The following is an 18,373-nucleotide window of genomic DNA, read 5'->3' as shown; positions in this document are numbered from 1 at the left end:
CTAGCTGAGGTGAATAACCTCGGCGGATGGTTCATTACTGACGAGTGGTGTTACTCCCCTGGACTCTTGTGGACGGCGGGCAGCTCCACCATAGAGGAGGGATTGCCTGAGGGTTTACGGCTCATGGGTTTGAGCTCACTGACCAGCACGCTAAGCACAATGAGCACTGCGCCCACCAGGGCTAGAGCTGGCAACCGGTCCCCCGCGATGCGTCCGATGACGCCTGCCCATACGGGCTCCCCCGTGTAAATGATGGTGGCCCGCGTGGGATCAACCGATTTCTGCGCCCAATTCATGGTCAACTGAATGAGGCAACTGGCAAGACCCAGGCCCACTCCGGCCACAAGCCATACCCAGGAGAACTGCGGGATGGATTCGCCAGTGAGTGGCATAGCCAAGAATGACAGCACGCTGCACACCAGCAATTGCACCACCGTGACGCGGCCTAAATTGACCTTCGGGGCAAAGAGGCTGATCAGCACGATCTCTCCTGCAATGGCCACGGTGCTCACCAGGGTGGCCACCTCGCCTGGGCCCAACCCGACCTGGAAGGCATCTGGACCAGCCAACATCACCAGTCCGGCAAACGCCAGCGCCGCCCCGATGAAGGCCATGGTGTGAGGCCGCTTCCGGAAGACCGCCCACTGCAGAAAGGGCACTAGGGGAACGAAGAGTGCTGTGAGAAAAGCCGAGGTACTGCTGCTGATGGTTTGCAGCCCCACGGTTTGAAGGCCATAACCGAAGAAGATCATGACCCCAATCGCGGCCCCGGCGCCCAGATCGGCCCGGCTCATCCCCCGCAGGACGCGGCGGAAGATCAGGCACGCGACTAAAGCTGCGACGGCGAAGCGCAGGCCCACAAAGAACATCGGCCCGCTGTACCGCATGGCCAAGTGCACCACCAGATAGGTGCCACCCCACACGGCCGTGATGGCCAGCAGCGCCAATTCCGGCTTGCTGAGCGAAAGAGGGTGCGGTCGACGCGCGATGGGAACCATTCTGCCCATCTTAAGGCACACGGGCGAGAGGCACGCAGGCGAGTCACGGCGTTGTGCTTCTCGCCTCCGTTCGCGCCAGCTCAACGCGGGGGTTCAGGTGCTCCCAGCTTTTCAGTTCCCAGACCTGCCGTTCCCATCCCCAGCGCCGCATGGAGGTAGGCGATGGCGTCCTGATTGCCGAGTCCCAGGGAGCGGATTTGGTGGGCGTATTCTTCAGCGGCCTTCTGCGCCTGACGTGGGATGGGATCCTCGTGCACAGAGACGAAGGTGCCGTGCCGGCCGCGGGTCTCAATGGCTCCGTTGAGCTCAAGTTCGCGATACGCCCGGGCCACAGTATTGGGCGCTAATCCGAGATCCGCGGCGAGTTTCCGAACGGTCGGCAGCCTGGTTTCAGGAATGAGTTCGCCCTGGCTGATGAGTCGGAGGATTTGAATCCGGATTTGTTCGAACGGTGGCACTGCCGAACGGGGATCAACGCTCAGCATGGTTAGCGTTCGCCGCTCGTGGTGGCTTCGGTATCCATCAAAATCTTCGGCCACAACCGATACCGGAAGTAACTGTGGGAGCTGCCATAAGTAAACATTAGAAGAATGGCGAGGAATCCCCAAGAGATGAGTAGCTGGCCAAGATTGAGCCCCGCCGAGACGGCAAGGCTGGGCTCCATAGCCTCGGTCACGCCGAGGGCACCCGCACCAAGAGCCAGCCACGCAACGCTTGCCGTCAGCAGATGGAGCTTTCGGAAAGTGTCTGCCCGGATGGCGTCGGCCCACGCGAGCTCCAAGGGATCACTGACGGGCTGGGGCGTCTGCACAATTCTGCGGGACACCAAGACCGCGCCCAGCAGCGCTAGCACCGCTACCGCCAGGGATGGTAAAGCCATACTGCCCCAAAAGGCACTCAAGCTGATTGCCTCCATCGCGCCGAGCACCAAAGCAACGACGAACACCAGTCCCGCCAAAATGATCAGTAGCGGAGCCATTCGAACCCGCCATGGACTCAGGTAGTCCGCTGGTGAGATGGACATGGCCCTAGCCAGTCGAGGGGCATCCGGCCGCTTGGTGAATAGAGAATCCCGAAGTGCCAAGGCAACGTCAAAGACGTTCATTCCAATCAGGACTGCGGGCAACACCACCAGCCACGAATAGCTGAAGCTAAAGTCTGGCTCCGGCGTCAGAAACAAGATGCAGGACGCAACGAGAGCGCCTGCCAGTGCCCCAAACATTGATGCCGTGGCACTGCGATGGAGCCTGCGGCTGACGGAGGCATTGATTTCATCCGTCGCCATCGGTAGCCCCACCCGCTGCCAAAAGGTGAACACTTCCTTGCGTTGCACGCGTTTGCTTTGAGCGGCCAGCAAATTGCCCACGATGATGAGGAAGATTGTCCCCGTGGCGATCCATAGGAATACTGAGTCGGTTGGCATTGGGCTCCTCAAATTGATTGCTTGTACCAATGTATCATTACAATGTTTTTGAGCGCGATGTCTTTGAGTAATCGACTCAGGAACGCTTTTGTTACTACCTCTGTTGCTATCGCCAGTGCTAGCTGCGCGTATGACCGTTACAGGTGGGATTCGCTGTGAAGGTGAGCCCGTCCGCCGTCGTGATTGAGAATGCTGAGGATTTCCACAGGTGCCTCATGGGCACAGATGGCATGCGGGACCATGGTGGAGAACTCCGCCACCTCCCCCGGGTGAACCAGAATGGTGCGCTCCCCCAGTTCTAGGCGCACTATGCCGGTGAGCACGGTGAACCAGTCGCGGCCGGGATGGACACCGAGCTGCTCCGGTCGGTCGGGGGTGATGCGGAGCTTGGCGACCGTTTTGCCGTACAGGCCGTCGTCGCTGGAGAGGATCCAGGTTGTTAGGCCTTGTGACTGTCCGGGTTGTGGGCGGATTACCACGTCCTCATCGGCTGAAGATTCCACCAGCGCATCCAAGGTGGTGTCTAAGGCTCGACTGATGGGTATGAGTTGGTCTAGTGCAATCCGGCGGTGACCCGTTTCGATGCGGCTCAGGGTCGAGGTACTGAGTCCACAGCGCGCCGCGAGACTGTCCAAAGACCAGCCACGAGCCACACGCAGGCTACGGATTCGTTGGCGAATCACTGAATCAACATCGGATTCTTGCGTCATGCGCAATAGTCTATGCCGCTAACGAATGTGAAAGCTACCGTAGGAGCATGACTAAACATGAACCGCTCCCATCCCACGCCAGCAGCGGCCACTCGCATCATGGCGCCCCGGATCATGGCCACTCACATCATGGCCACTCGGGCCGCAACCATGAGGGCCATGGTCACGAGCATGCGAACGACGCCGAGCTGGCGCAAATGTTGGATCTGGACGCTCACATTTTGGGTTCCTACTTGGCGGAGGCAACGGCGTGGGCGGCAGAGCTTGCCGTGACTACACCGGCGGCCATTATTGACGTAGGCGCCGGGTCCGGCGTCGGCTCCCTCGCCCTGGCCCGTCGATTCCCAACAGCTCACGTGACAGCACTGGATATGTCGGCACAGATGCTCGGAAAAACCCTCGAGTTGGCCGCAGTGAATGGACTTGATGGCCGCATCACGGGTATCCAAGCCAATTTGAACGAGGGGTGGCCTGCGAGCGCAACTGCTGATCTGATCTGGGCTTCATCCTCGCTCCATGAACTGTCCGATCCGGAGCGAACCATGGCGGACATGTTTACCCATCTCAGCCCTGGCGGGCTCCTGATGGTGGTTGAGATGGACAGCCTCCCCAGCTTCCTTCCGGAGAGCGCAACGGAGGGGGACGTTGTAGAATCTGGCCTGGAATCACGTCTCCATGCGGCGTTGGCCAGTAATGGCTGGAATCAGTATCCCGAGTGGACGGCAGGGCTGGAGCGTGCCGGATTCGTCGTTGAGCGCCGTCACTTCCCCACTACTGGCAGCACGACCCAAGAGTTGGCTGCCCGCTACGGGCGCATCTTCCTGAGCAAGATCGGCGGGGCGCTCGCCGAGTCGTCCTCCGCCGTGGATCTGGCTGCCCTTGATGTGCTGTTGGGCGATGGGCCGGGGTCGTTAGAACGTCGCGGGGACTTGGTCGTTCGAGGACACAGGACGGCATGGGCGGCGCACAAGCCAGTGTCCTAGCCTCGTTACCAGGCTCGACGCCGGACCTTCCCTAGTTTCGATGGCGCATCCTAGCTAGTCTCGAATCATGACGACAATTATTTGGGCGCCCGGAGACCTGATCGTGGCCAGCAATGAAGGCGTCGAGGTACGCCTGGCCGGAGTTAGAACCAACTCGGAGGTTCCTTTCTACATGGGCGATGTTCCCGATGAGCGTGGCATCCGAGTGGATCTTGTGGGTGTCGCCAGCCGGGTGACCATGGATTTGGACATCGCCTACACGGCTGCCATCGAGTCGTGGATTCTCGAGCGCAAGTCTCATGGCCAGGAAGCCGCAGGCGCGCGCCCCCTCATGCCCGGCGAGGTGGTGCTCAGCGCCGTGAAGCCCGCTATTACGGACAACCACGACACCGACTACCGCTTAGTAGCCAGCCATAGTGCGGGGACAGGAACAGAGTGGGACGGTTCTTGGTTTTTTGTGCCAGAACCACCTGCAGCCGTCAATCACATAACTATCGAGTTCACCGTCAACGGCAGACCCACTGGCAAGAGCTGCCGGGTGCAGCTCGATTAGCGGTGCGCTAGATCCGCACGCCGACGGCTCCCCCGCGCACGCTGACGGCTCCCCGTAGGCTGGGCTCATGACGCTGAACTCCCCCGCCATGGAACCTGACACCTTACTTGCCGGCCCCCGTGGACGGCGGTTGTGCTTGGAGCTGGCGGGTCTTGCCGCTGCGGAAGGCGCCGGTCCCGGGGAGAATGCTTTTGCCTCGGCCATGTTCTATGCCGCGCATGAGATGGAGCCGGACCAAGGGAAATCGCGGGTCCTCTTTGGCCCCGGTGCAGAAGATCCGCCACACCCCACGGCAGAAGAGACCGCAACCCTGTTGGACGCCGTTCCGGTATCCCCGCTCACCGAGAAATCGCTGCTGACCGCCCTCACCGCCACGGTGAACTCTGCCCGCTACTGGCAGGAGCCCGACGGTGAAGATGTACTGGGTGCGAGCGCTCCCATGCGCCGTGCGCTGCATCGCTTCGCCGAACACCTACTGGCATCCCCGCTCGTGGAGTGGTGGATGGCTCCCCTAGACCCGGCCGGGCAATGGGCGGTCACCTTCGTTGATGATGAGCCCGGGCCTCCCGTCGAGTTGAGGGACTCCACGGATACGCTTGCTCAATGGCGCTTGGACACCCTGGCGGAGGAAGCCCGAGCCGCCAAGGAACGTCCCGCCGACCCCGCCGCGAACTGGAGCGGACAGTGGTGGTCCATGCCGCCGCAGGGTCTGAGACATAGCACCCGCATGATGCACGGGCGCGGCCCTGTAGGACTGTGGCTAGTTGAAGACGGGTTCGGGCAGGAGGAAGCCTACGTGGAGCATCTCGAGACAACCCCAGACCCGCGAGTCTTTGAGATCGAATCCCCTGAGGCATGGGCCCAGTTGTGCCGTGAGCATGCCGTGGAGGTCACAGCTTCCAAGCGTCACGATTGGTTCCGGACCACGGGGCGCACTGGGCGCTGGCTGGTGCCGGACTGGGCGCTCCTGAAAGACAAGTACGACGCCGTTCACCTCACCATGGGCGGCTACCTGAGCACCGCCGGCCGCGCCATAGCCGTTGATGGCGAGTTCTCCAGTGTCTTGGCGGGCTGGGACCCTGACGCCACGTTCTGGCTCAGTGACCTGGCTACACAACCCTCAGGTTCGCAGGTACCTGACGCGCTGAACTCTCCGCGGCAGCGATGGTTGCAGGGTACGGAAGGTCCACACGGCAGGGAAGGTCATGAATGGGCAATGTCCACGGATGCCATTGCTTCCCTATGGCGAGGCAAGACTCATCCCGGAATCGCAGAGTGGTCTCTTGCTGGGGTCACTCGTAGCACCGGTTACCGGGTGTCATCCGTAACCGGTGCGGTGGGAAGTGGCATGGAGGCATGGGACCGCGCCTCCGAGGATGTATTGCGATGGGCCGTCAAAACCCGCAGCGGTTTCACCGTCAATACAGCCGATCCCGTCGCTGAAGATCAGCGCGTACAGGTCACTGCTGGGCTATGGGGCGTACGGGTGATTGAACCCGTAGAGGTAGTAGCCGTGGTGAACACGCCAGACCGTGTGGGCTTCTCGTACCGTACCTTGCCGGGACACCCTGTCAGTGGTGAAGAAGCATTCATTGTGCATCGTAACGGTATTGGCGACGGTGATGAGGTGTTCTTGACCATCCGCTCATTGACGCGCGCGGCGCCGCAGCAACCTTGGCGCTTCCTTTTCCCGGCGTTGATGGTGGTGCAGAAGCTTGTTCGACGCCGTTATCTGCGAGCGCTGCGCTGAAGCGCCAGAAGTCAACGCCGGATGAGCAACAAAAACGTTAGAATATACTTTCGAATCCTTGTCTAGTGTGCCACGTGCCGTGTTTCCGTGACCGTCACCAACTCCGTCACCGTACACATATTTTCCGCCCCGCAGTGCCGACGCAACGGCCGCCACCAGACATGCAACGATGGCGAAAGCAAACGCCACGGCGAGCCCGTCGGCGAACGGGCCCGAAATCAGTGAGGGGAAGAACCCGCGGCCGGTGAGGTAAGCGGCGTCGGACGCGGGAAGCTGAGCCAACGCGGTGGGGCCCAACAAGGACTGGACGGGGTTGTAGCCCAACAACGAGGCGAACAAGACGGAGACCGGAGGCAGCCCGGCGACCCGTCCGGCGTCGGCCGCGGCAACACCATGGGTCATCAGGCCTGCATTGAGGGTCGCCGGTAGGGTTCGAGCCAGGCCGATGACCATGAGGGAGAAGAAAATGCCGATGGAGAGCACCATGGCGGAGTTCTGGAAGGTGGTGCTCATGCCGGCGCCCACACCCCTGTGGTTAGGTGGCAGGGCGTTCATGATGCCGGCACGGTTGGGGGCTGCGAACAAACCCATGCCGAGACCGTTGAGTAACAGGGCCAGGGCGAACGTCCAATAGTCGAAGTTGACGGGCAGGATCAGCAACCAACCGAAACTCAGCGCGGCCACTACCATGCCGCCTGTGGCGAGCAGCCGGGCGCCGTGGCGGTCCTAGATGGCACCGGAGATGGGGCCGGCGACCAGGAATCCGGCAGTCAGCGGGAGCATATAAATCCCGGCCCACAAGGGCGTGTCAGCGAAACTGTAGCCGTGGCGCGGTAGCCAAATCCCCTGCAACCAAATAATGAGAACGAACATCAGCCCGCCACGACCAATGGCGGAGAGCAGGCTGGCCAGGTTGCCGGCGGTGAATGCGCGGATGCGGAAAAGCGAGAGTTCGAACATGGGATCGGCCACCCGGTTTTCCACCCCCACAAAAATGCCCAGGACAGCCGCCCCGCCGATCAACGCGGCCAGCACCCACGGGTTGGTTCATCCCATAGTGTGCCCTCCGTAGGGCTGGATGCCGTAGGTAATACCCACCAAGACGGCAATCAGGCCCACGGCGAACGTGATGTTGCCCCACCAATCCAGACGTGCCGGCCGGCGTTTGCCAGTGTCGTGCAGGCGCAGGTACGCCCAGACGGTTCCGAAGACTCCCACCGGTACTGAAACGAGGAACACGAGTCGCCAGTCGATGGGCCCAAGCAGCCCGCCAATGATGAGCCCTCAGAAGGACCCAGCAATGCCGGCCACCTGGTTCAGGCCCAGGGCCAGGCCTCGCTGGTCGACAGGGAAGGCGTCGGTGATGATGGCGTTGGAATTGGCCATCAGCATGGCGCCGCCAACACCTTGGAGGATGCGCATGATGATCAGCCACATGACGGCCGGGGTGCCCTGCATCCATGTCACCGCCAGCAGGATCGAAAACACGGTGAAGATGGCGAAGCCGGCGTTGTACATTTTCACGCGGCCGTACATGTCGCCCAGCCGGCCAAAGCTGACCACCAGCACGGCTGTGACCACCATGTAACCCATGATCAGCCACAGCAGTAGGCTCGTGTTGCCCGGTGCCAAGGGGTTGATGCCCACCCCTCGGAAAATATCGGGCAAGGCGATCAGCAGGATTGAGGCGTTAATGGTCGCCATCAGCACGCCGAGGGTGGTGTTGGAGAGGACGATCCACTTGTAGTGCGGTTTGGCTAGGTCCCGGGCTCGTCGATCCGCCCGCTTGTTTATACCTTTGTTTATACCTTTGTTTACACCCTGCGGCTTTGCTTGAAGCATGCCTTGTCAGCCCCTCGAAGAGTTCCGGGGCAGGGGAATTTGCTTACCTCTGCTAACTAATAATGGTAGTCCTGCGGCGGCCTCAGGACCCTGTAAGAAGGCTGGGAAGAATCTGGACGCACTGCAGCGGCCATGGATAGGGTTGAGCCATGAGCCTGACACCAAGCACTGATGCGACCGCAGCCGATTGGATCAGTTCCTCTGAGCTGCTCTGGCCCGAATTAGTCTCTTTTGGTCCGGCAGGCTTCCCAGGCCATGCCCGGCTACGTTTTATCTCCGACCCCGTCCGGGGCGGACAGTCCGAAAACGAAGCCGGGACCTACGGCGGGACACTTTCCGAAGCGGAACGGCTGGCCATCGCGGTGTCCGTCCTGCGCAAACACACCTCGACGCCGGATGAGCTCTTCTTCGCATTTTGGGACGGCTTCGGATTTGCCATGCCCGCTGCCCGCTTCGAAGTCCCCAACCGTGAGTTCTTTTTGTACAGCGGAACGGTTGCGGAGAATGGAAGCTGGGACATTGCCGTTGCTGACCAGTCCCCCGGACAGCCGTGGATGCCTGATCCGGCCTTCATCTGGCCCGCCGATCATACGTGGTGCATCGCCAATGACGTGGACCCTCACTGGGCAGGCGTTGGTGCCGGCAGCGAAGCGATAGCTGAACTTTTGGCCGAACCGCGGTTGGATGCCGTGGCTGCCAAGCCCGCCGAAGACCAGCCACATTATTACTAGCCCTCACTGGCTAGCCCCTAATGACGGCTTGGGCAGGACGCGGGTAGGGGGATGCTGGCAGGATGTCACTATGCCCAGCGTCCACGAAGTACCCCAGCTAATGCCTCAGGTCCGCCAATCGTTGGAAGTGCACGGAGTCATCCATGAGGTGCTCCCCTGCCCCGACGAACTCTCCGACACCGCACTAACAGTGCAGCTCACAGGTATGCAGATTGGTGGCGTCACCCCCTTCGGCATCGAGGGGCTGCCCATTTATGTGGACAACGCCGTCCTCGAACAAGACCACCTCATCATGGGTGGCGGGAACCGCACCAGCAAAATCCGCCTCGTGCCCACAGAATTAGGCAAGCTCCCCGCCGTCGCGCTTGTGGCAGGATTGGCAACACCCAAGGAGGAAGCGGCCCTATGATCTTCGGTAAAACGCCCGTGCGCCATGTGGGGATAAACGACTTCAGCCCGCCGGACCCCGATGTGTGGCCAGCCACCTTGGCGCCGGTGCAGCAGATTCTGCGTGACGGGATGGATCTTGGCCGCGCCACGGTATTTGTCGGCGAGAACGGCTCCGGGAAGTCGACCCTCGTTGAGGCCATCGCCATGGCATTTGGGGTCAATCCCGAGGGCGGTTCCACCGGCGCCAGGCACCACAGCCGCCCCACCGAATCCGATCTCCATTCCTACCTGAAACTCACGCGCAACATTGGTACCAGCAAATTCGGCTATTTCCTGCGTGCCGAAACCATGCACGGCTTCTTCAGCTACTTGGAGGACAACCCTATATGGGGACTACCTGAAGCAAAGTTTCACGAAATGTCCCACGGCGAATCATTTCTGGCCCTGATCATCGACAGGTTCCGCGGCGGTGGCCTGTGGGTCCTCGATGAGCCCGAATCCGCGCTGTCCTTCTCCGGTTGCCTGTCGCTGTTGAGCGTCCTGACGCAATTGTTGGACGAGGGCGATTCCCAAGTCATCCTCTCAACGCACTCCCCCGTACTGGCATCGCTGCCGGGCGCGGATATTTATGAAGTGGGGCCTTGGGGGTTGCGCCAGAATAGTTGGGAAGACCTTGAACTCGTGCGCAACTGGCGTTCGTTCATGGACGCCCCGCAGCGGTTCCTAAAATACATTTAGCCGGGTGGCTCCGCCGCAATATGGCGGGGCCACCCGGCTTCACTACGCCTCTAGAGGCGTGCTTAGTGAGTCAATGCTCGGGCCAGGTGCGGCTCCACGAGTTCGGCGTAGCGGGCCTTGACGGTGTCGACTACCTCAGCGAACGGCAGGTTCCAGATGTCCTCGTTGAAGATTTCCACCTCCACCACCCCTTTGTAGCCTGCCTCGGCAACCCACTGGCCGATGGCTGCGAAGTCAATGACGCCGTCGCCCATGAACCCGCGCGACAGCAGCGCGTCGGCGGCGATGGGCAAGTTGAAGTCGCACACCTGGTAGGAGGCAATCCGCCCCTGCGCACCGGCGCGGGCAATCTGCTCCTGCAGGGAGGGATCCCACCAGACATGGAAGGTGTCCACCACGACGCCCACTGCCTCCACCGGGTGCGGCGCAGCCAAATCCAGTGCCTGCCCCAGCGTTGAGAGGACCGCACGGTCGGCGGCGAACATCGGATGCAGTGGTTCGAGCACCAGCCGCACTCCGTGTTCCAAAGCGAAGGGAACCAGCTCGGCCAGCCGGTCAGCCACGCGCTGGCGGGCCAGCACAATGTCCTTGCCACCTACGACGGCGGTTGCCTCGCCTCCCCCATCAACGGCACCCGGTGAGACGCTGAAGTCGGGAAGCCCGCCCACCACCATGATGATTTCCGTGGTGCCCAGGGCCTTCGCCTCAAGGATCGCTGCCTTGTTGTCTTCCAAAGCCGCAGCTTGGCCGGCCGGATCAGCAGCGGTCAAAAAACCGCCACGGCACAGGCTGGAGACCTGCAAACCCGATGCCTTGACCATCTCAACGGCATTCTCGAGTCCAACCTCTGCTACCTTGTCGCGCCACAGGCCAATGTGTTTCAGACCCGCTGCAACGCTCAGGGCAAGGGCTTCGGCGAGCGATGCCTTCTTGATCGTTGCGGTGTTAATGGACAACTTCTCAAAGCTGCTCATGCGTTAACTCCTTCCAAAACGCTGTTATCCAGCGTCGCAACAGAGTTGATACCCGCTGCGCTCAAGAAACCGGCCATGCGCGTGGCCGCCAGCTCAGGGTTGAGCAGCAGTCCCGCCGTGTTGGCCAGCCGGAACAGCTTGACCAAATGGTTCACGTCGCGGCCGGAATGCAACCCGCCAATCATCTGGAAACCTGCCTGGTAACCATTGAGCCAGGCCAGGAACGCGATGCCCGTCTTATAGAAATACGTGGGCGCTTCGAAGATGTGCAGACCCAGATCCCGGGTGGAATCGAGGATGGCACGCGCTTCGGTGGGGCGGCCGGCGTCGTACTCCTGCAAGGCGGTCGATGCAGCAGGGGCAATCGCAGCAAAGATGCCCAAGAGCGCATCCGAATAATGCGAACCATCGCCATCAATCAGCTCGGGGTAGTTGAAATCGTCCCCGGTGTACAGGCGTACCCCCTCCGGAAGCGAGGCCCGGAGCGCAACTTCATGTCCGGCGTCGAGCAAGGAAACCTTGACGCCGTCCACCTTTGCAGCGTGCGTCTCGATGAGTTGCTGGAAGGTGGCTGTGGCGGTAGCGACGTCATCGCTGCCCCAGTAACCTGCCAAGGAAGGATCAAACATGGTGCCCAGCCAGTGCAGGACAACAGGTTCCTTGACCTCTTTCAGCAGCGTGCCATACAGCGTTAGGTAATCTTCGGGGCCGCTGGCAACCTTGGCCAGAGCGCGGGAAGCCATGATGATGACCTTCGCGCCGGACGCCTCGACGACGGCGATCTGTTCCCGGTAGGCGGCCAATACGGCAGCCAACCCAGCCTGACCAGACTCGACGTCGGCCGGGTCCAGCTGGTCGGTGCCGGCGCCACAGGCGAGCAGATCGCGCACGGTGCGCTGCGGGGTCGCGATGAGCGCGGCCTCGGCAGCGGAACGGTTGATGAGCTCCTGCGTGGCGATCCAGTCCAGACCCATGCCGCGCTGAGCGGTGTCCATGGCGTCGGCAATACCCACGCCCCAGCTCCACAGCTCGCGGCGGAAGGCGAGTGTCGCGTCCCAATCAATATCAGCCGGCGCGCCGGGAACGTTGTTGCCCAATACCTTGGGGGTCACGTGCGCGGCGGCGTACACCTTGCGTGAGGTGATGAGTTCGGTGGGCTTGCGCCACGGTCCCGTTGCATTTAGCGTCAGCGTTTCCAGCTCACCGCCGGGTAGCGGAAGGGTGATTGAAAGTGTCATGGTTAGAGCTCGATTTCCGGGATGTCCAGGGTGCGGCGCTCTGCGGAGGACTGCAGTCCGAGTTCGGCCAACTGCACGCCGCGAGCTGCTGAGAGCAAGCCAAAGCGGTGCTCGCGGCCGGCGATGACATCGCGCAGGAACTCTTCCCACTGCAGCTTGAAGCCGTTGTCCAGATCGGCGTTCGCGGGAACTTCCTGCCACTGTGCGCGGAAGGATTCGGTGACGGGCAGATCCGGGTTCCATACGGGCTTGGGTGTGTGGGCGCGCTGCTGGGCGACACACTTGTTCAGGCCGGCCACGGCTGAACCGTGCGTGCCATCGATCTGGAATTCTACGAGCTCGTCGCGGTAAACGCGCACGGCCCACGATGAGTTGATCTGGCCGATGACTGGGTCCCCGGCCGGGGTTTCCAGTTCAAAGATGCCGTAAGCGGCGTCGTCGGCAGTTGCCGTGTACTCCTTGCCAGCCTCGTCCCAGCGCGCCGGGATATGCGTGGCGGTCTTGGCGTTGACGGTCTTGACCTTGCCGATGATGCCTTCGAGCACGTAGTTCCAGTGGCAGAACATGTCGGTGGTCATGCCGCCGCCGTCTTCCTTGCGGTAGTTCCACGAGGGGCGCTGAGCGCTCTGGTGATCGCCTTCGAACACCCAGTAGCCAAACTCACCCCGGATAGAAAGGATGCGGCCGAAGAAGCCTTCGTCCACCAAACGGCGCAGTTTGACCAGACCGGGCAGGTAGAGCTTGTCGTGCACGACGCCTGCGGTGATTCCGGCGTCCTTGCCGATCTGTGCCAGCTCGATGGCCTCTTCGAGGGTCTCAGCCGTGGGCTTCTCGGTGAAAATGTGCTTGCCGTTAGCCATGGCCTTCTTCAAGGTGGCGGCACGCAGGCTGGTCATGGAAGCGTCAAAAACGACGTCGACCGTGGGATCGGCGATGACGGCATCCAGATCGGTGGACCAGTGCTCAACGTTGTGTAGCTCGGCCAGTTCCCGGACCTTAGCTTCGTTGCGGCCAATAAGGATCGGCTCAATAGCCACCTTGGTGCCGTCTTCGAGCGTCAGTCCGCTATCGCGCAGGGGCAGGATGGAGCGCAACAGGTGCTGGCGGTAGCCCATGCGTCCGGTGATGCCATTCATGGCAATACGGATGACCCGCTGCTTGCTTCCTGACTCAGTGCTGGCGGCATTGCCTGCAGAAGTGGACACGGCAGCTGCCTGCTCAGTGGTTGCGGTAAGAGTCATGTGATGCTCCTGAATGGTGTTGTTGGTATGTACCGTGGTGGGGTGACGCGGCCGATAAAGTGGAAAGCGCTTTCCCATCTGTGTTTAATCTATCATTGGGTTGAGTAGTTCACAAGGCCACGTCGCTTTCGCCACACCGGCGAGTTTTCCCTGGTCACGAAGTTCTCACCCCGTCTACACAAATAAGAATAGGGATCCACTGTGCCCGTCAACCTCACCGAAGTGGCCCGCCATGCTGGCGTGTCGCTAGCCACTGCTTCACGCGTATTGAATGGTTCAGCGCGCAGTCCTGCCCCAGATATCAGCGAAAGGGTGCGGGCCTCCGCGGAAGAATTGGGCTATGTTGCAAACGCGCAGGCTCAGGCGTTAGCCCGTTCCACCACCGGCCTAGTGGGGCTGGTGGTTCATGACATTGCCGATCCATACTTCTCAGCGATCGCTCATGGGGTTCAGGAGATGGCGCTTCAATCACGCCGACAAGTCCTGTTGGCAGGCACTGATCTGGGCGGCGAAGATGGCACGCCGCGCAGCGCCGAGCTGGCGGCTGTAAAGGCGTTTATTTCCTACCGCACAGACGCCATCATATTGGCCACGTCCCGTTTCCTGGAGGAAGACCCGCTGCTGGCCAAGAGTTTGGAGCGTTACATCAAGAATGGGGGCAGAGTGGTCACATTGGGCACAACCTCCATCCCCGAGGCCAGAGTCGTGACCATCGGCAACTTTGACGGGGCCCGCGAGCTCGCGGCTGCACTACTGGCAAGAGGGCTCACTCGCTTTGCCATTCTTTCAGGCCCGCACGAACGTAATACTGCCCGGTCGCGCGTTGCGGGGTTCATGAGTGCCTTGGCGGCAAGTTCGCTTGAGCCTTTGGCTGTTGTCCCCGGACCGTTTACGAGTCGTGGCGGCTTCGATGCCACTATCGAGTGCCTTGATACTTTGAAAATCACCTCTGGCCAGGACGAGGCTGAGTCCCCCTTGTGTATCCTGGCGGCAAACGACGTCATGGCCCTTGGTGCCATGACAGCGATCCGTTCCCGAGGACTGCGGATTCCCGACGACGTGCAGGTGGCCGGTTTCGATGACATTCCAACCCTGCGGGATCACTTTCCCGGATTGAGTACTTACCGGTTGCCACTTGAAGAAATAGGTCGCCTCGCAGCAGGGTTGGCTCTAGACCCTGATGCCCGGCCTCTGGCGACAGTCACAGGAACTGTGATGTTGCGTGAAAGTGCTGGACAGCCCACCTTTGTTGCCGATGGGGCATAATCACATCATGAGCACAGAAGAGAGCCCCGGACAGATCATGAGCAACGATGAAGCCTGGCGCTTCCTCGAGCACACTCGCTTCGGCAGGTTGGCCCTGAGCGTGGGCAACCAGCCGGATATCTTCCCCATCAACTACCTTGCCCATGACGGAAAACTCCTCATGCGCACCAACCCTGGAACCAAGTTGGCTGAGTTGACCATCAACGACTCGGTGGCTTTTGAGATTGACGGACTCGCCGAGAACGAAGCCTGGAGCGTAGTACTCAAAGGCACGGCACGGGTCTTGGAATCGCAAACGGAAATTGATGCCGTTAGTGAGCTTCCCTTGGCACCGTGGCTCCAAACGCTGAAGTACACCTTCGTGGAAATCGTCCCGAGCAGTGTTAGTGGCTTCCGCTTTCAGCTGGGTACCGAGCCCGAGCGGTACTGAGTCCGAATCTGGCTGATCCAGAGTCCGGGGCTGGCTACACAGCGTATGGGAGTCCTAAGTGCGGATTCCTGCGCGCCGTTTCGAAGGCCATCCGAGTCCGGATCTCGTCGTCTTCTTGGTCGTAAGGTGTCGGCGCAGGAGGCTCGGGGAGATTATCGGGGTCCCAAGTCTCTTCATTGTCGTCTGCCTGAGTGAGGGCACTAGCGACTGCTTCGCTAACAGCTCCAGCCACTTGGTCAGCGACAGCTTCGGCGACCGCCAGTGAAAAAGCCTGAGCCAGCTCCGTTTCCTGCTGTCGAGTTGCATCATTGCGGTTCTTCTGGCTCTTGCCCGCCATTGCACGATCGATCAATTTCTTCAACCATTTCGGGTAGGCAGGCGGCTGCTTCTTCTCTGCGACTTCTGGTGGATGGAACCTGCCGGATGGGGAGGTCCAAGAGACCTTGCCATTGCTTTCCATATGCGGAGTCCAGCCTCGGAGCTTCACGTCCTGGCGCTCTGGTTCATCGATGCAGCGTCGCTTTCCGTGCCGATCCTTGTCGTCCTTGAAATGTTTGAGCAAGTGGTGGCGTGCGCACAAATTTTCAAGATTGTTGTAGATAGATCTACCCCCAGTTTCAAAGCTCTTTATGTGGTCCACATCGCAACTGATGGATTTTGCGAGGCAGCCGGGGAACTGACAGTACTCTTCCCGGATGCGCAGCATTGTCCGCATGGCTGAACCGATACGGTAGCGGTCAGGAGCAATGTCGAGCGGTTCGTTGCTGATGGGGTCAACGAGTAACCGGAGCATACTGGGGGCTTGAGAAGCAAGGCGTTTAGCGACTTCCATGCTGATGGGTCCGCATCCTTCCATCCATGCGGGTTCATTGGTCATGCCAAGGAGCGACAAGGCAGGAATCAGCACGATGGGAGTGACTTGCGGCAATGGTGGCCAAGGAGCCACGTCATAGGCCAAATCTTCGGCCACAGTGGTCCCCTGGAAGCTGGTTTCGCTACCGGCGCCTGGGTCAGAATCGGCTCCGGCACGCTTTAACGATGGGACATGAGCTGTGGCGTTCCAGTCGGGGAAGTTTCGAGGATCTGGTTCCCTAAAGTCTGGATGGTTGTAGTTAGGATCCTCAAAATCTGGGATCTGCCAGGGACTGAACTTGGCTGCGCACCGGTTTGGGTCGGGGAACGCGCCTTCACCGCAGGGATCCGGCTCTGGTTGGAGATACCAAAGATTCTTCCTCGGCGCCCCTTGCCAACCTAAAATCGGTCCTGCTGGCCCCTGTTCATTTTCATCCGGATTGTTTAGATCGGCCCCGGTTAGATCGGGATCGGCCACATCGGCCACATCGGCGCCATCCTGGCCCAGTTCGCTGGCCGAGGATACATTTGGGGCAGGTGATGACTCGGGTGCACTGGCAGGTGCGGGACTATGGATGCCGTTCTGGTCCATGCTTTGGCGCAGGAGCAGTGCCGCGGCAATATCTGCTCGCAATTGCGGTTGCGTTCTGCTCTCATGGGGCCCGCGTGCCGCCTGAGCTGTGAAGTTGCACTGATCCCAAATGGCTTCAATGGTGGGTGCTGGAGCATAGAGGCTGAGCCAGGACATGCCGTCCTGGCCACGCGATATGCGCACATTTCTCTCTGCAAAGGCACGACGGGTACGTGCCGTGATGGTTTCCGGGTAGCTGCGTTCACGCAACCGGCGGGCAGTGGCGCGAAAGCTTGGAAGTGTTTTGGTGAGAGCGTGCTCAAGTAGTGTCTGCTCAAAGGCGTCAATAGTTTCCTGAGCGATTCGTGCCGAACGCAGCAGAGACGTCTCTTCGGCGATGACCACCGCATGGTCCCAGCACAGCTCCCCTGCCGTGAGCACCTCCATGGTGGCCGGCAATTGCCGAACCAGCGTTACTGAATGATCGATCAGTCGCCAAGCGTATCCCTCCGCAACGTGCAAAATCGTTGCCAGTTCCGTGGTGATCTGCGCTAAGGCGCCATTCTTCTGCCACGCACCGAGGGATAGCAGTCCACCTTCTATGACGGAGGCTGAATCGAGCCGCTCAACCATGACGGCGACGAGAGCGGCGCACTGGTTTTGATGCCGACGTAAGGAAGCCACGGCGTCTCCACAGCTGTCCATCAAGGCGCGAATGCCCTCTAACTGTGAGTGCCGTTGTGCGCCGGAATTCTCGGGAAGGGGCAGTGCCGGCAGCCCGACGAGAGGCTCAATGTCAGAGGCAAGCGGTTCAATGGTGGGAAGAGCAAGCCCGTCAATCAATTCCGCCACACGAGCTGTGGCGGATAGATTCTCCCGATCAATCGGGAATCCAGATGAATTGCCCATACCACAATTCTAGATTATATGTATGGCAAGATCAATAGATTTTGAAATCTTCCCGTATAAATACTCTAAGATGTCCCCAGAATTCGCGACACAACACAGAAAAGCCAGCTGCCGCCGTCGTACTTGAGAAGAGTACGTCCGGCGGCAGCTGGGGTGGAGATCTGCGACGCTCGTGGCTTAGCAGCGGAATGTCAGTGGCTTACCAGCGATGCGCCACGTCAATCACAATCCGCGAGGTGTTCCCCGGTCCATCCAGGACAAACACCGTGAACGGGAGCCGTGCCCGGACTCCTAATGCGATGGTGGTGCTGCCTTCGAAGCTGCCTGCCATGGCCAGCTGGCGGAAGGTGGTGTACCCGGCCAGGTTGAAGAGTTCATTGGGGTTGGTCGGGGTGTAACTGGAGGTGCCGGAGCTGGTGTAGGCGGGGGCCAGCACGGTGACCTGGAGATCGGCCGCACCACGCACGGGAACCGCCTGGCCGCTACCGGGGCGCTGAACCACTGACACGTACTGCACGGAGTAGCCGTTGGCGTGACCGTTGACGTCGATCACCATGCGGTCAAAGCACGCATGCTGCCCGGCTCGGACATTAGCTACCGTGGCGCTGGAACCGGTCCCGGCAGTCTTGGCCAACGAACCCCACACGATGCCGCAATAGGGTGCTGCTTGAGCTGGCGCCGGTGCGACGAGAATGAATGCCGCCAGCAACCCCACAATTGCCAGCCAGGCCTTGATGTACTTCATGGGAAACACCCTCTTTGAAAGTGAGAACT

21 protein-coding genes are annotated in these 18,373 nt (G+C 60.6%); 8 read left to right on the top strand and 13 right to left on the bottom strand.

Annotated elements, in window-relative coordinates; translation table 11 throughout:
* Window positions 1–50 precede the first annotated feature (50 nt).
* The 4 genes from AB0O97_RS05040 to AB0O97_RS05025 all read right to left on the bottom strand — a co-directional run bounded on the left by AB0O97_RS05040 (window position 51) and on the right by AB0O97_RS05025 (window position 3,131).
* Window positions 51–998: a DMT family transporter gene (locus AB0O97_RS05040; RefSeq protein ID WP_363880642.1), complete on the bottom strand. Its 948-nt coding sequence runs from the start codon at window positions 996–998 to the stop codon at window positions 51–53.
* Window positions 999–1,078: 80 nt separating this feature from the next.
* Window positions 1,079–1,483 (bottom strand): GntR family transcriptional regulator, encoded by a 405-nt coding sequence (locus tag AB0O97_RS05035; RefSeq protein ID WP_363840711.1) that lies wholly within the window; start codon window positions 1,481–1,483, stop codon window positions 1,079–1,081.
* A 2-nt stretch (window positions 1,484–1,485) separates the two neighbouring features.
* Window positions 1,486–2,421: a hypothetical protein gene (locus AB0O97_RS05030; protein ID WP_363880639.1), complete on the bottom strand. Its 936-nt coding sequence runs from the start codon at window positions 2,419–2,421 to the stop codon at window positions 1,486–1,488.
* A 137-nt stretch (window positions 2,422–2,558) separates the two neighbouring features.
* Window positions 2,559–3,131: a helix-turn-helix transcriptional regulator gene (locus tag AB0O97_RS05025; RefSeq protein ID WP_363880636.1), complete on the bottom strand. Its 573-nt coding sequence runs from the start codon at window positions 3,129–3,131 to the stop codon at window positions 2,559–2,561.
* A 47-nt stretch (window positions 3,132–3,178) separates the two neighbouring features.
* Here AB0O97_RS05025 and AB0O97_RS05020 point away from each other — a divergent pair, with 47 nt between their 5' ends.
* From AB0O97_RS05020 to AB0O97_RS05010, 3 genes are all read left to right on the top strand, one after another.
* A complete protein-coding gene (locus AB0O97_RS05020; protein ID WP_363880633.1) occupies window positions 3,179–4,114 on the top strand; it encodes a class I SAM-dependent methyltransferase in 936 nt (311 codons plus the stop codon).
* Between the two features lie 67 nt (window positions 4,115–4,181).
* The gene (locus AB0O97_RS05015; RefSeq protein WP_363880630.1) at window positions 4,182–4,667 is read left to right on the top strand and encodes a hypothetical protein; all 486 of its coding nucleotides are present in this window, start codon (window positions 4,182–4,184) and stop codon (window positions 4,665–4,667) included.
* A gap of 67 nt (window positions 4,668–4,734) precedes the next feature.
* Window positions 4,735–6,417, top strand: a complete 1,683-nt coding sequence (locus AB0O97_RS05010; protein ID WP_363880628.1) for a DUF1990 domain-containing protein — start codon at window positions 4,735–4,737, stop codon at window positions 6,415–6,417.
* On the opposite strand, the gene AB0O97_RS05005 is transcribed toward AB0O97_RS05010, so the two are convergent.
* Genes AB0O97_RS05005 through AB0O97_RS04990 form a run of 4 tightly spaced genes read right to left on the bottom strand, consistent with a single transcriptional unit; the run spans window position 6,313 to window position 8,259 of the window.
* The gene (locus AB0O97_RS05005) at window positions 6,313–7,101 is read right to left on the bottom strand and encodes a hypothetical protein (RefSeq protein ID WP_363880625.1); all 789 of its coding nucleotides are present in this window, start codon (window positions 7,099–7,101) and stop codon (window positions 6,313–6,315) included. The two genes, AB0O97_RS05010 and AB0O97_RS05005, sit on opposite strands and share 105 nt — an antisense overlap.
* Before the next feature lie 42 nt (window positions 7,102–7,143).
* Entirely contained in the window at window positions 7,144–7,452 is a 309-nt protein-coding gene (locus AB0O97_RS05000; RefSeq protein ID WP_363880622.1) for a hypothetical protein, read from the bottom strand.
* A 12-nt stretch (window positions 7,453–7,464) separates the two neighbouring features.
* Complete coding sequence (locus AB0O97_RS04995; protein WP_363880619.1) at window positions 7,465–7,656, bottom strand: hypothetical protein; 192 nt, start codon at window positions 7,654–7,656, stop codon at window positions 7,465–7,467.
* Window positions 7,657–7,701: 45 nt separating this feature from the next.
* Entirely contained in the window at window positions 7,702–8,259 is a 558-nt protein-coding gene (locus AB0O97_RS04990) for an MFS transporter (protein WP_363880616.1), read from the bottom strand.
* 149 nt (window positions 8,260–8,408) lie between these two features.
* Here AB0O97_RS04990 and AB0O97_RS04985 point away from each other — a divergent pair, with 149 nt between their 5' ends.
* The 3 genes from AB0O97_RS04985 (at window position 8,409) to AB0O97_RS04975 (ending at window position 10,118) form a co-directional block, all read left to right on the top strand.
* Window positions 8,409–8,990, top strand: a complete 582-nt coding sequence (locus AB0O97_RS04985; protein WP_363880613.1) for a hypothetical protein — start codon at window positions 8,409–8,411, stop codon at window positions 8,988–8,990.
* A gap of 70 nt (window positions 8,991–9,060) precedes the next feature.
* Window positions 9,061–9,399 carry a YbaK/EbsC family protein gene (locus tag AB0O97_RS04980; RefSeq protein WP_363880610.1) on the top strand — a complete coding sequence of 113 codons (339 nt, stop codon included), beginning with the start codon at window positions 9,061–9,063 and terminating at the stop codon, window positions 9,397–9,399.
* Window positions 9,396–10,118, top strand: a complete 723-nt coding sequence (locus AB0O97_RS04975; RefSeq protein ID WP_363840737.1) for an AAA family ATPase — start codon at window positions 9,396–9,398, stop codon at window positions 10,116–10,118. Before AB0O97_RS04980 ends, AB0O97_RS04975 begins: the two co-directional genes overlap by 4 nt.
* 62 nt (window positions 10,119–10,180) lie before the next feature.
* Here AB0O97_RS04975 and AB0O97_RS04970 read toward each other — a convergent pair whose 3' ends face one another.
* From AB0O97_RS04970 to AB0O97_RS04960, 3 genes are read right to left on the bottom strand one after another with little or no spacing between them, the layout of a single operon-like run.
* On the bottom strand, window positions 10,181–11,092 hold the full coding sequence (locus tag AB0O97_RS04970) for a sugar phosphate isomerase/epimerase family protein (protein ID WP_363880607.1): 912 nt from the start codon (window positions 11,090–11,092) through the stop codon (window positions 10,181–10,183).
* Window positions 11,089–12,330 (bottom strand): dihydrodipicolinate synthase family protein, encoded by a 1,242-nt coding sequence (locus AB0O97_RS04965; protein WP_363880604.1) that lies wholly within the window; start codon window positions 12,328–12,330, stop codon window positions 11,089–11,091. The genes AB0O97_RS04970 and AB0O97_RS04965 overlap by 4 nt, the downstream gene beginning before the upstream one ends.
* A gap of 2 nt (window positions 12,331–12,332) precedes the next feature.
* Window positions 12,333–13,466 (bottom strand): Gfo/Idh/MocA family oxidoreductase, encoded by a 1,134-nt coding sequence (locus AB0O97_RS04960; RefSeq protein WP_363880696.1) that lies wholly within the window; start codon window positions 13,464–13,466, stop codon window positions 12,333–12,335.
* A 306-nt stretch (window positions 13,467–13,772) separates the two neighbouring features.
* On the opposite strand from AB0O97_RS04960, the gene AB0O97_RS04955 reads away from it, so the two are divergent.
* Window positions 13,773–14,837, top strand: coding sequence for a LacI family DNA-binding transcriptional regulator (locus AB0O97_RS04955; RefSeq protein WP_363880601.1), 1,065 nt, complete (start codon window positions 13,773–13,775; stop codon window positions 14,835–14,837).
* Between the two features lie 7 nt (window positions 14,838–14,844).
* Complete coding sequence (locus AB0O97_RS04950) at window positions 14,845–15,267, top strand: pyridoxamine 5'-phosphate oxidase family protein (RefSeq protein ID WP_363840747.1); 423 nt, start codon at window positions 14,845–14,847, stop codon at window positions 15,265–15,267.
* Window positions 15,268–15,301: 34 nt separating this feature from the next.
* Here AB0O97_RS04950 and AB0O97_RS04945 read toward each other — a convergent pair whose 3' ends face one another.
* A complete protein-coding gene (locus AB0O97_RS04945; protein ID WP_363880598.1) occupies window positions 15,302–17,599 on the bottom strand; it encodes a DUF222 domain-containing protein in 2,298 nt (765 codons plus the stop codon).
* Between the two features lie 199 nt (window positions 17,600–17,798).
* Complete coding sequence (locus AB0O97_RS04940; RefSeq protein ID WP_363840753.1) at window positions 17,799–18,344, bottom strand: hypothetical protein; 546 nt, start codon at window positions 18,342–18,344, stop codon at window positions 17,799–17,801.
* Window positions 18,345–18,373 lie beyond the last annotated feature (29 nt).

The sequence above is a fragment of the Specibacter sp. NPDC078692 genome (genome assembly GCF_040686835.1).
In the GTDB taxonomy this organism is placed as follows: domain Bacteria; phylum Actinomycetota; class Actinomycetes; order Actinomycetales; family Micrococcaceae; genus Specibacter.
Note: the sequence above shows the minus strand (reverse complement) of the source record. Positions and strands in the feature narration are given on the sequence as shown.

Excerpts from the sequence above, each read along its gene's own strand:
- AB0O97_RS05035 (WP_363840711.1), bottom strand. The coding sequence starts at position 1,483 with ATGCTGAGCGTTGATCCCCGTTCGGCAGTGCCACCGTTCGAACAAATC.
- AB0O97_RS04970 (WP_363880607.1), bottom strand. The coding sequence starts at position 11,092 with ATGAGCAGCTTTGAGAAGTTGTCCATTAACACCGCAACGATCAAGAAG.
- AB0O97_RS05025 (WP_363880636.1), bottom strand. The coding sequence starts at position 3,131 with ATGACGCAAGAATCCGATGTTGATTCAGTGATTCGCCAACGAATCCGT.
- AB0O97_RS05010 (WP_363880628.1), top strand. The coding sequence starts at position 4,735 with ATGACGCTGAACTCCCCCGCCATGGAACCTGACACCTTACTTGCCGGC.
- AB0O97_RS04945 (WP_363880598.1), bottom strand. The coding sequence starts at position 17,599 with ATGGGCAATTCATCTGGATTCCCGATTGATCGGGAGAATCTATCCGCC.
- AB0O97_RS04985 (WP_363880613.1), top strand. The coding sequence starts at position 8,409 with ATGAGCCTGACACCAAGCACTGATGCGACCGCAGCCGATTGGATCAGT.
- AB0O97_RS05040 (WP_363880642.1), bottom strand. The coding sequence starts at position 998 with ATGGTTCCCATCGCGCGTCGACCGCACCCTCTTTCGCTCAGCAAGCCG.
- AB0O97_RS05015 (WP_363880630.1), top strand. The coding sequence starts at position 4,182 with ATGACGACAATTATTTGGGCGCCCGGAGACCTGATCGTGGCCAGCAAT.
- AB0O97_RS04940 (WP_363840753.1), bottom strand. The coding sequence starts at position 18,344 with ATGAAGTACATCAAGGCCTGGCTGGCAATTGTGGGGTTGCTGGCGGCA.
- AB0O97_RS05030 (WP_363880639.1), bottom strand. The coding sequence starts at position 2,421 with ATGCCAACCGACTCAGTATTCCTATGGATCGCCACGGGGACAATCTTC.
- AB0O97_RS04960 (WP_363880696.1), bottom strand. The coding sequence starts at position 13,466 with ATGAATGGCATCACCGGACGCATGGGCTACCGCCAGCACCTGTTGCGC.
- AB0O97_RS04975 (WP_363840737.1), top strand. The coding sequence starts at position 9,396 with ATGATCTTCGGTAAAACGCCCGTGCGCCATGTGGGGATAAACGACTTC.
- AB0O97_RS04965 (WP_363880604.1), bottom strand. The coding sequence starts at position 12,330 with ATGACACTTTCAATCACCCTTCCGCTACCCGGCGGTGAGCTGGAAACG.
- AB0O97_RS04990 (WP_363880616.1), bottom strand. The coding sequence starts at position 8,259 with ATGCTTCAAGCAAAGCCGCAGGGTGTAAACAAAGGTATAAACAAAGGT.
- AB0O97_RS04980 (WP_363880610.1), top strand. The coding sequence starts at position 9,061 with ATGCCCAGCGTCCACGAAGTACCCCAGCTAATGCCTCAGGTCCGCCAA.
- AB0O97_RS04950 (WP_363840747.1), top strand. The coding sequence starts at position 14,845 with ATGAGCACAGAAGAGAGCCCCGGACAGATCATGAGCAACGATGAAGCC.
- AB0O97_RS05020 (WP_363880633.1), top strand. The coding sequence starts at position 3,179 with ATGACTAAACATGAACCGCTCCCATCCCACGCCAGCAGCGGCCACTCG.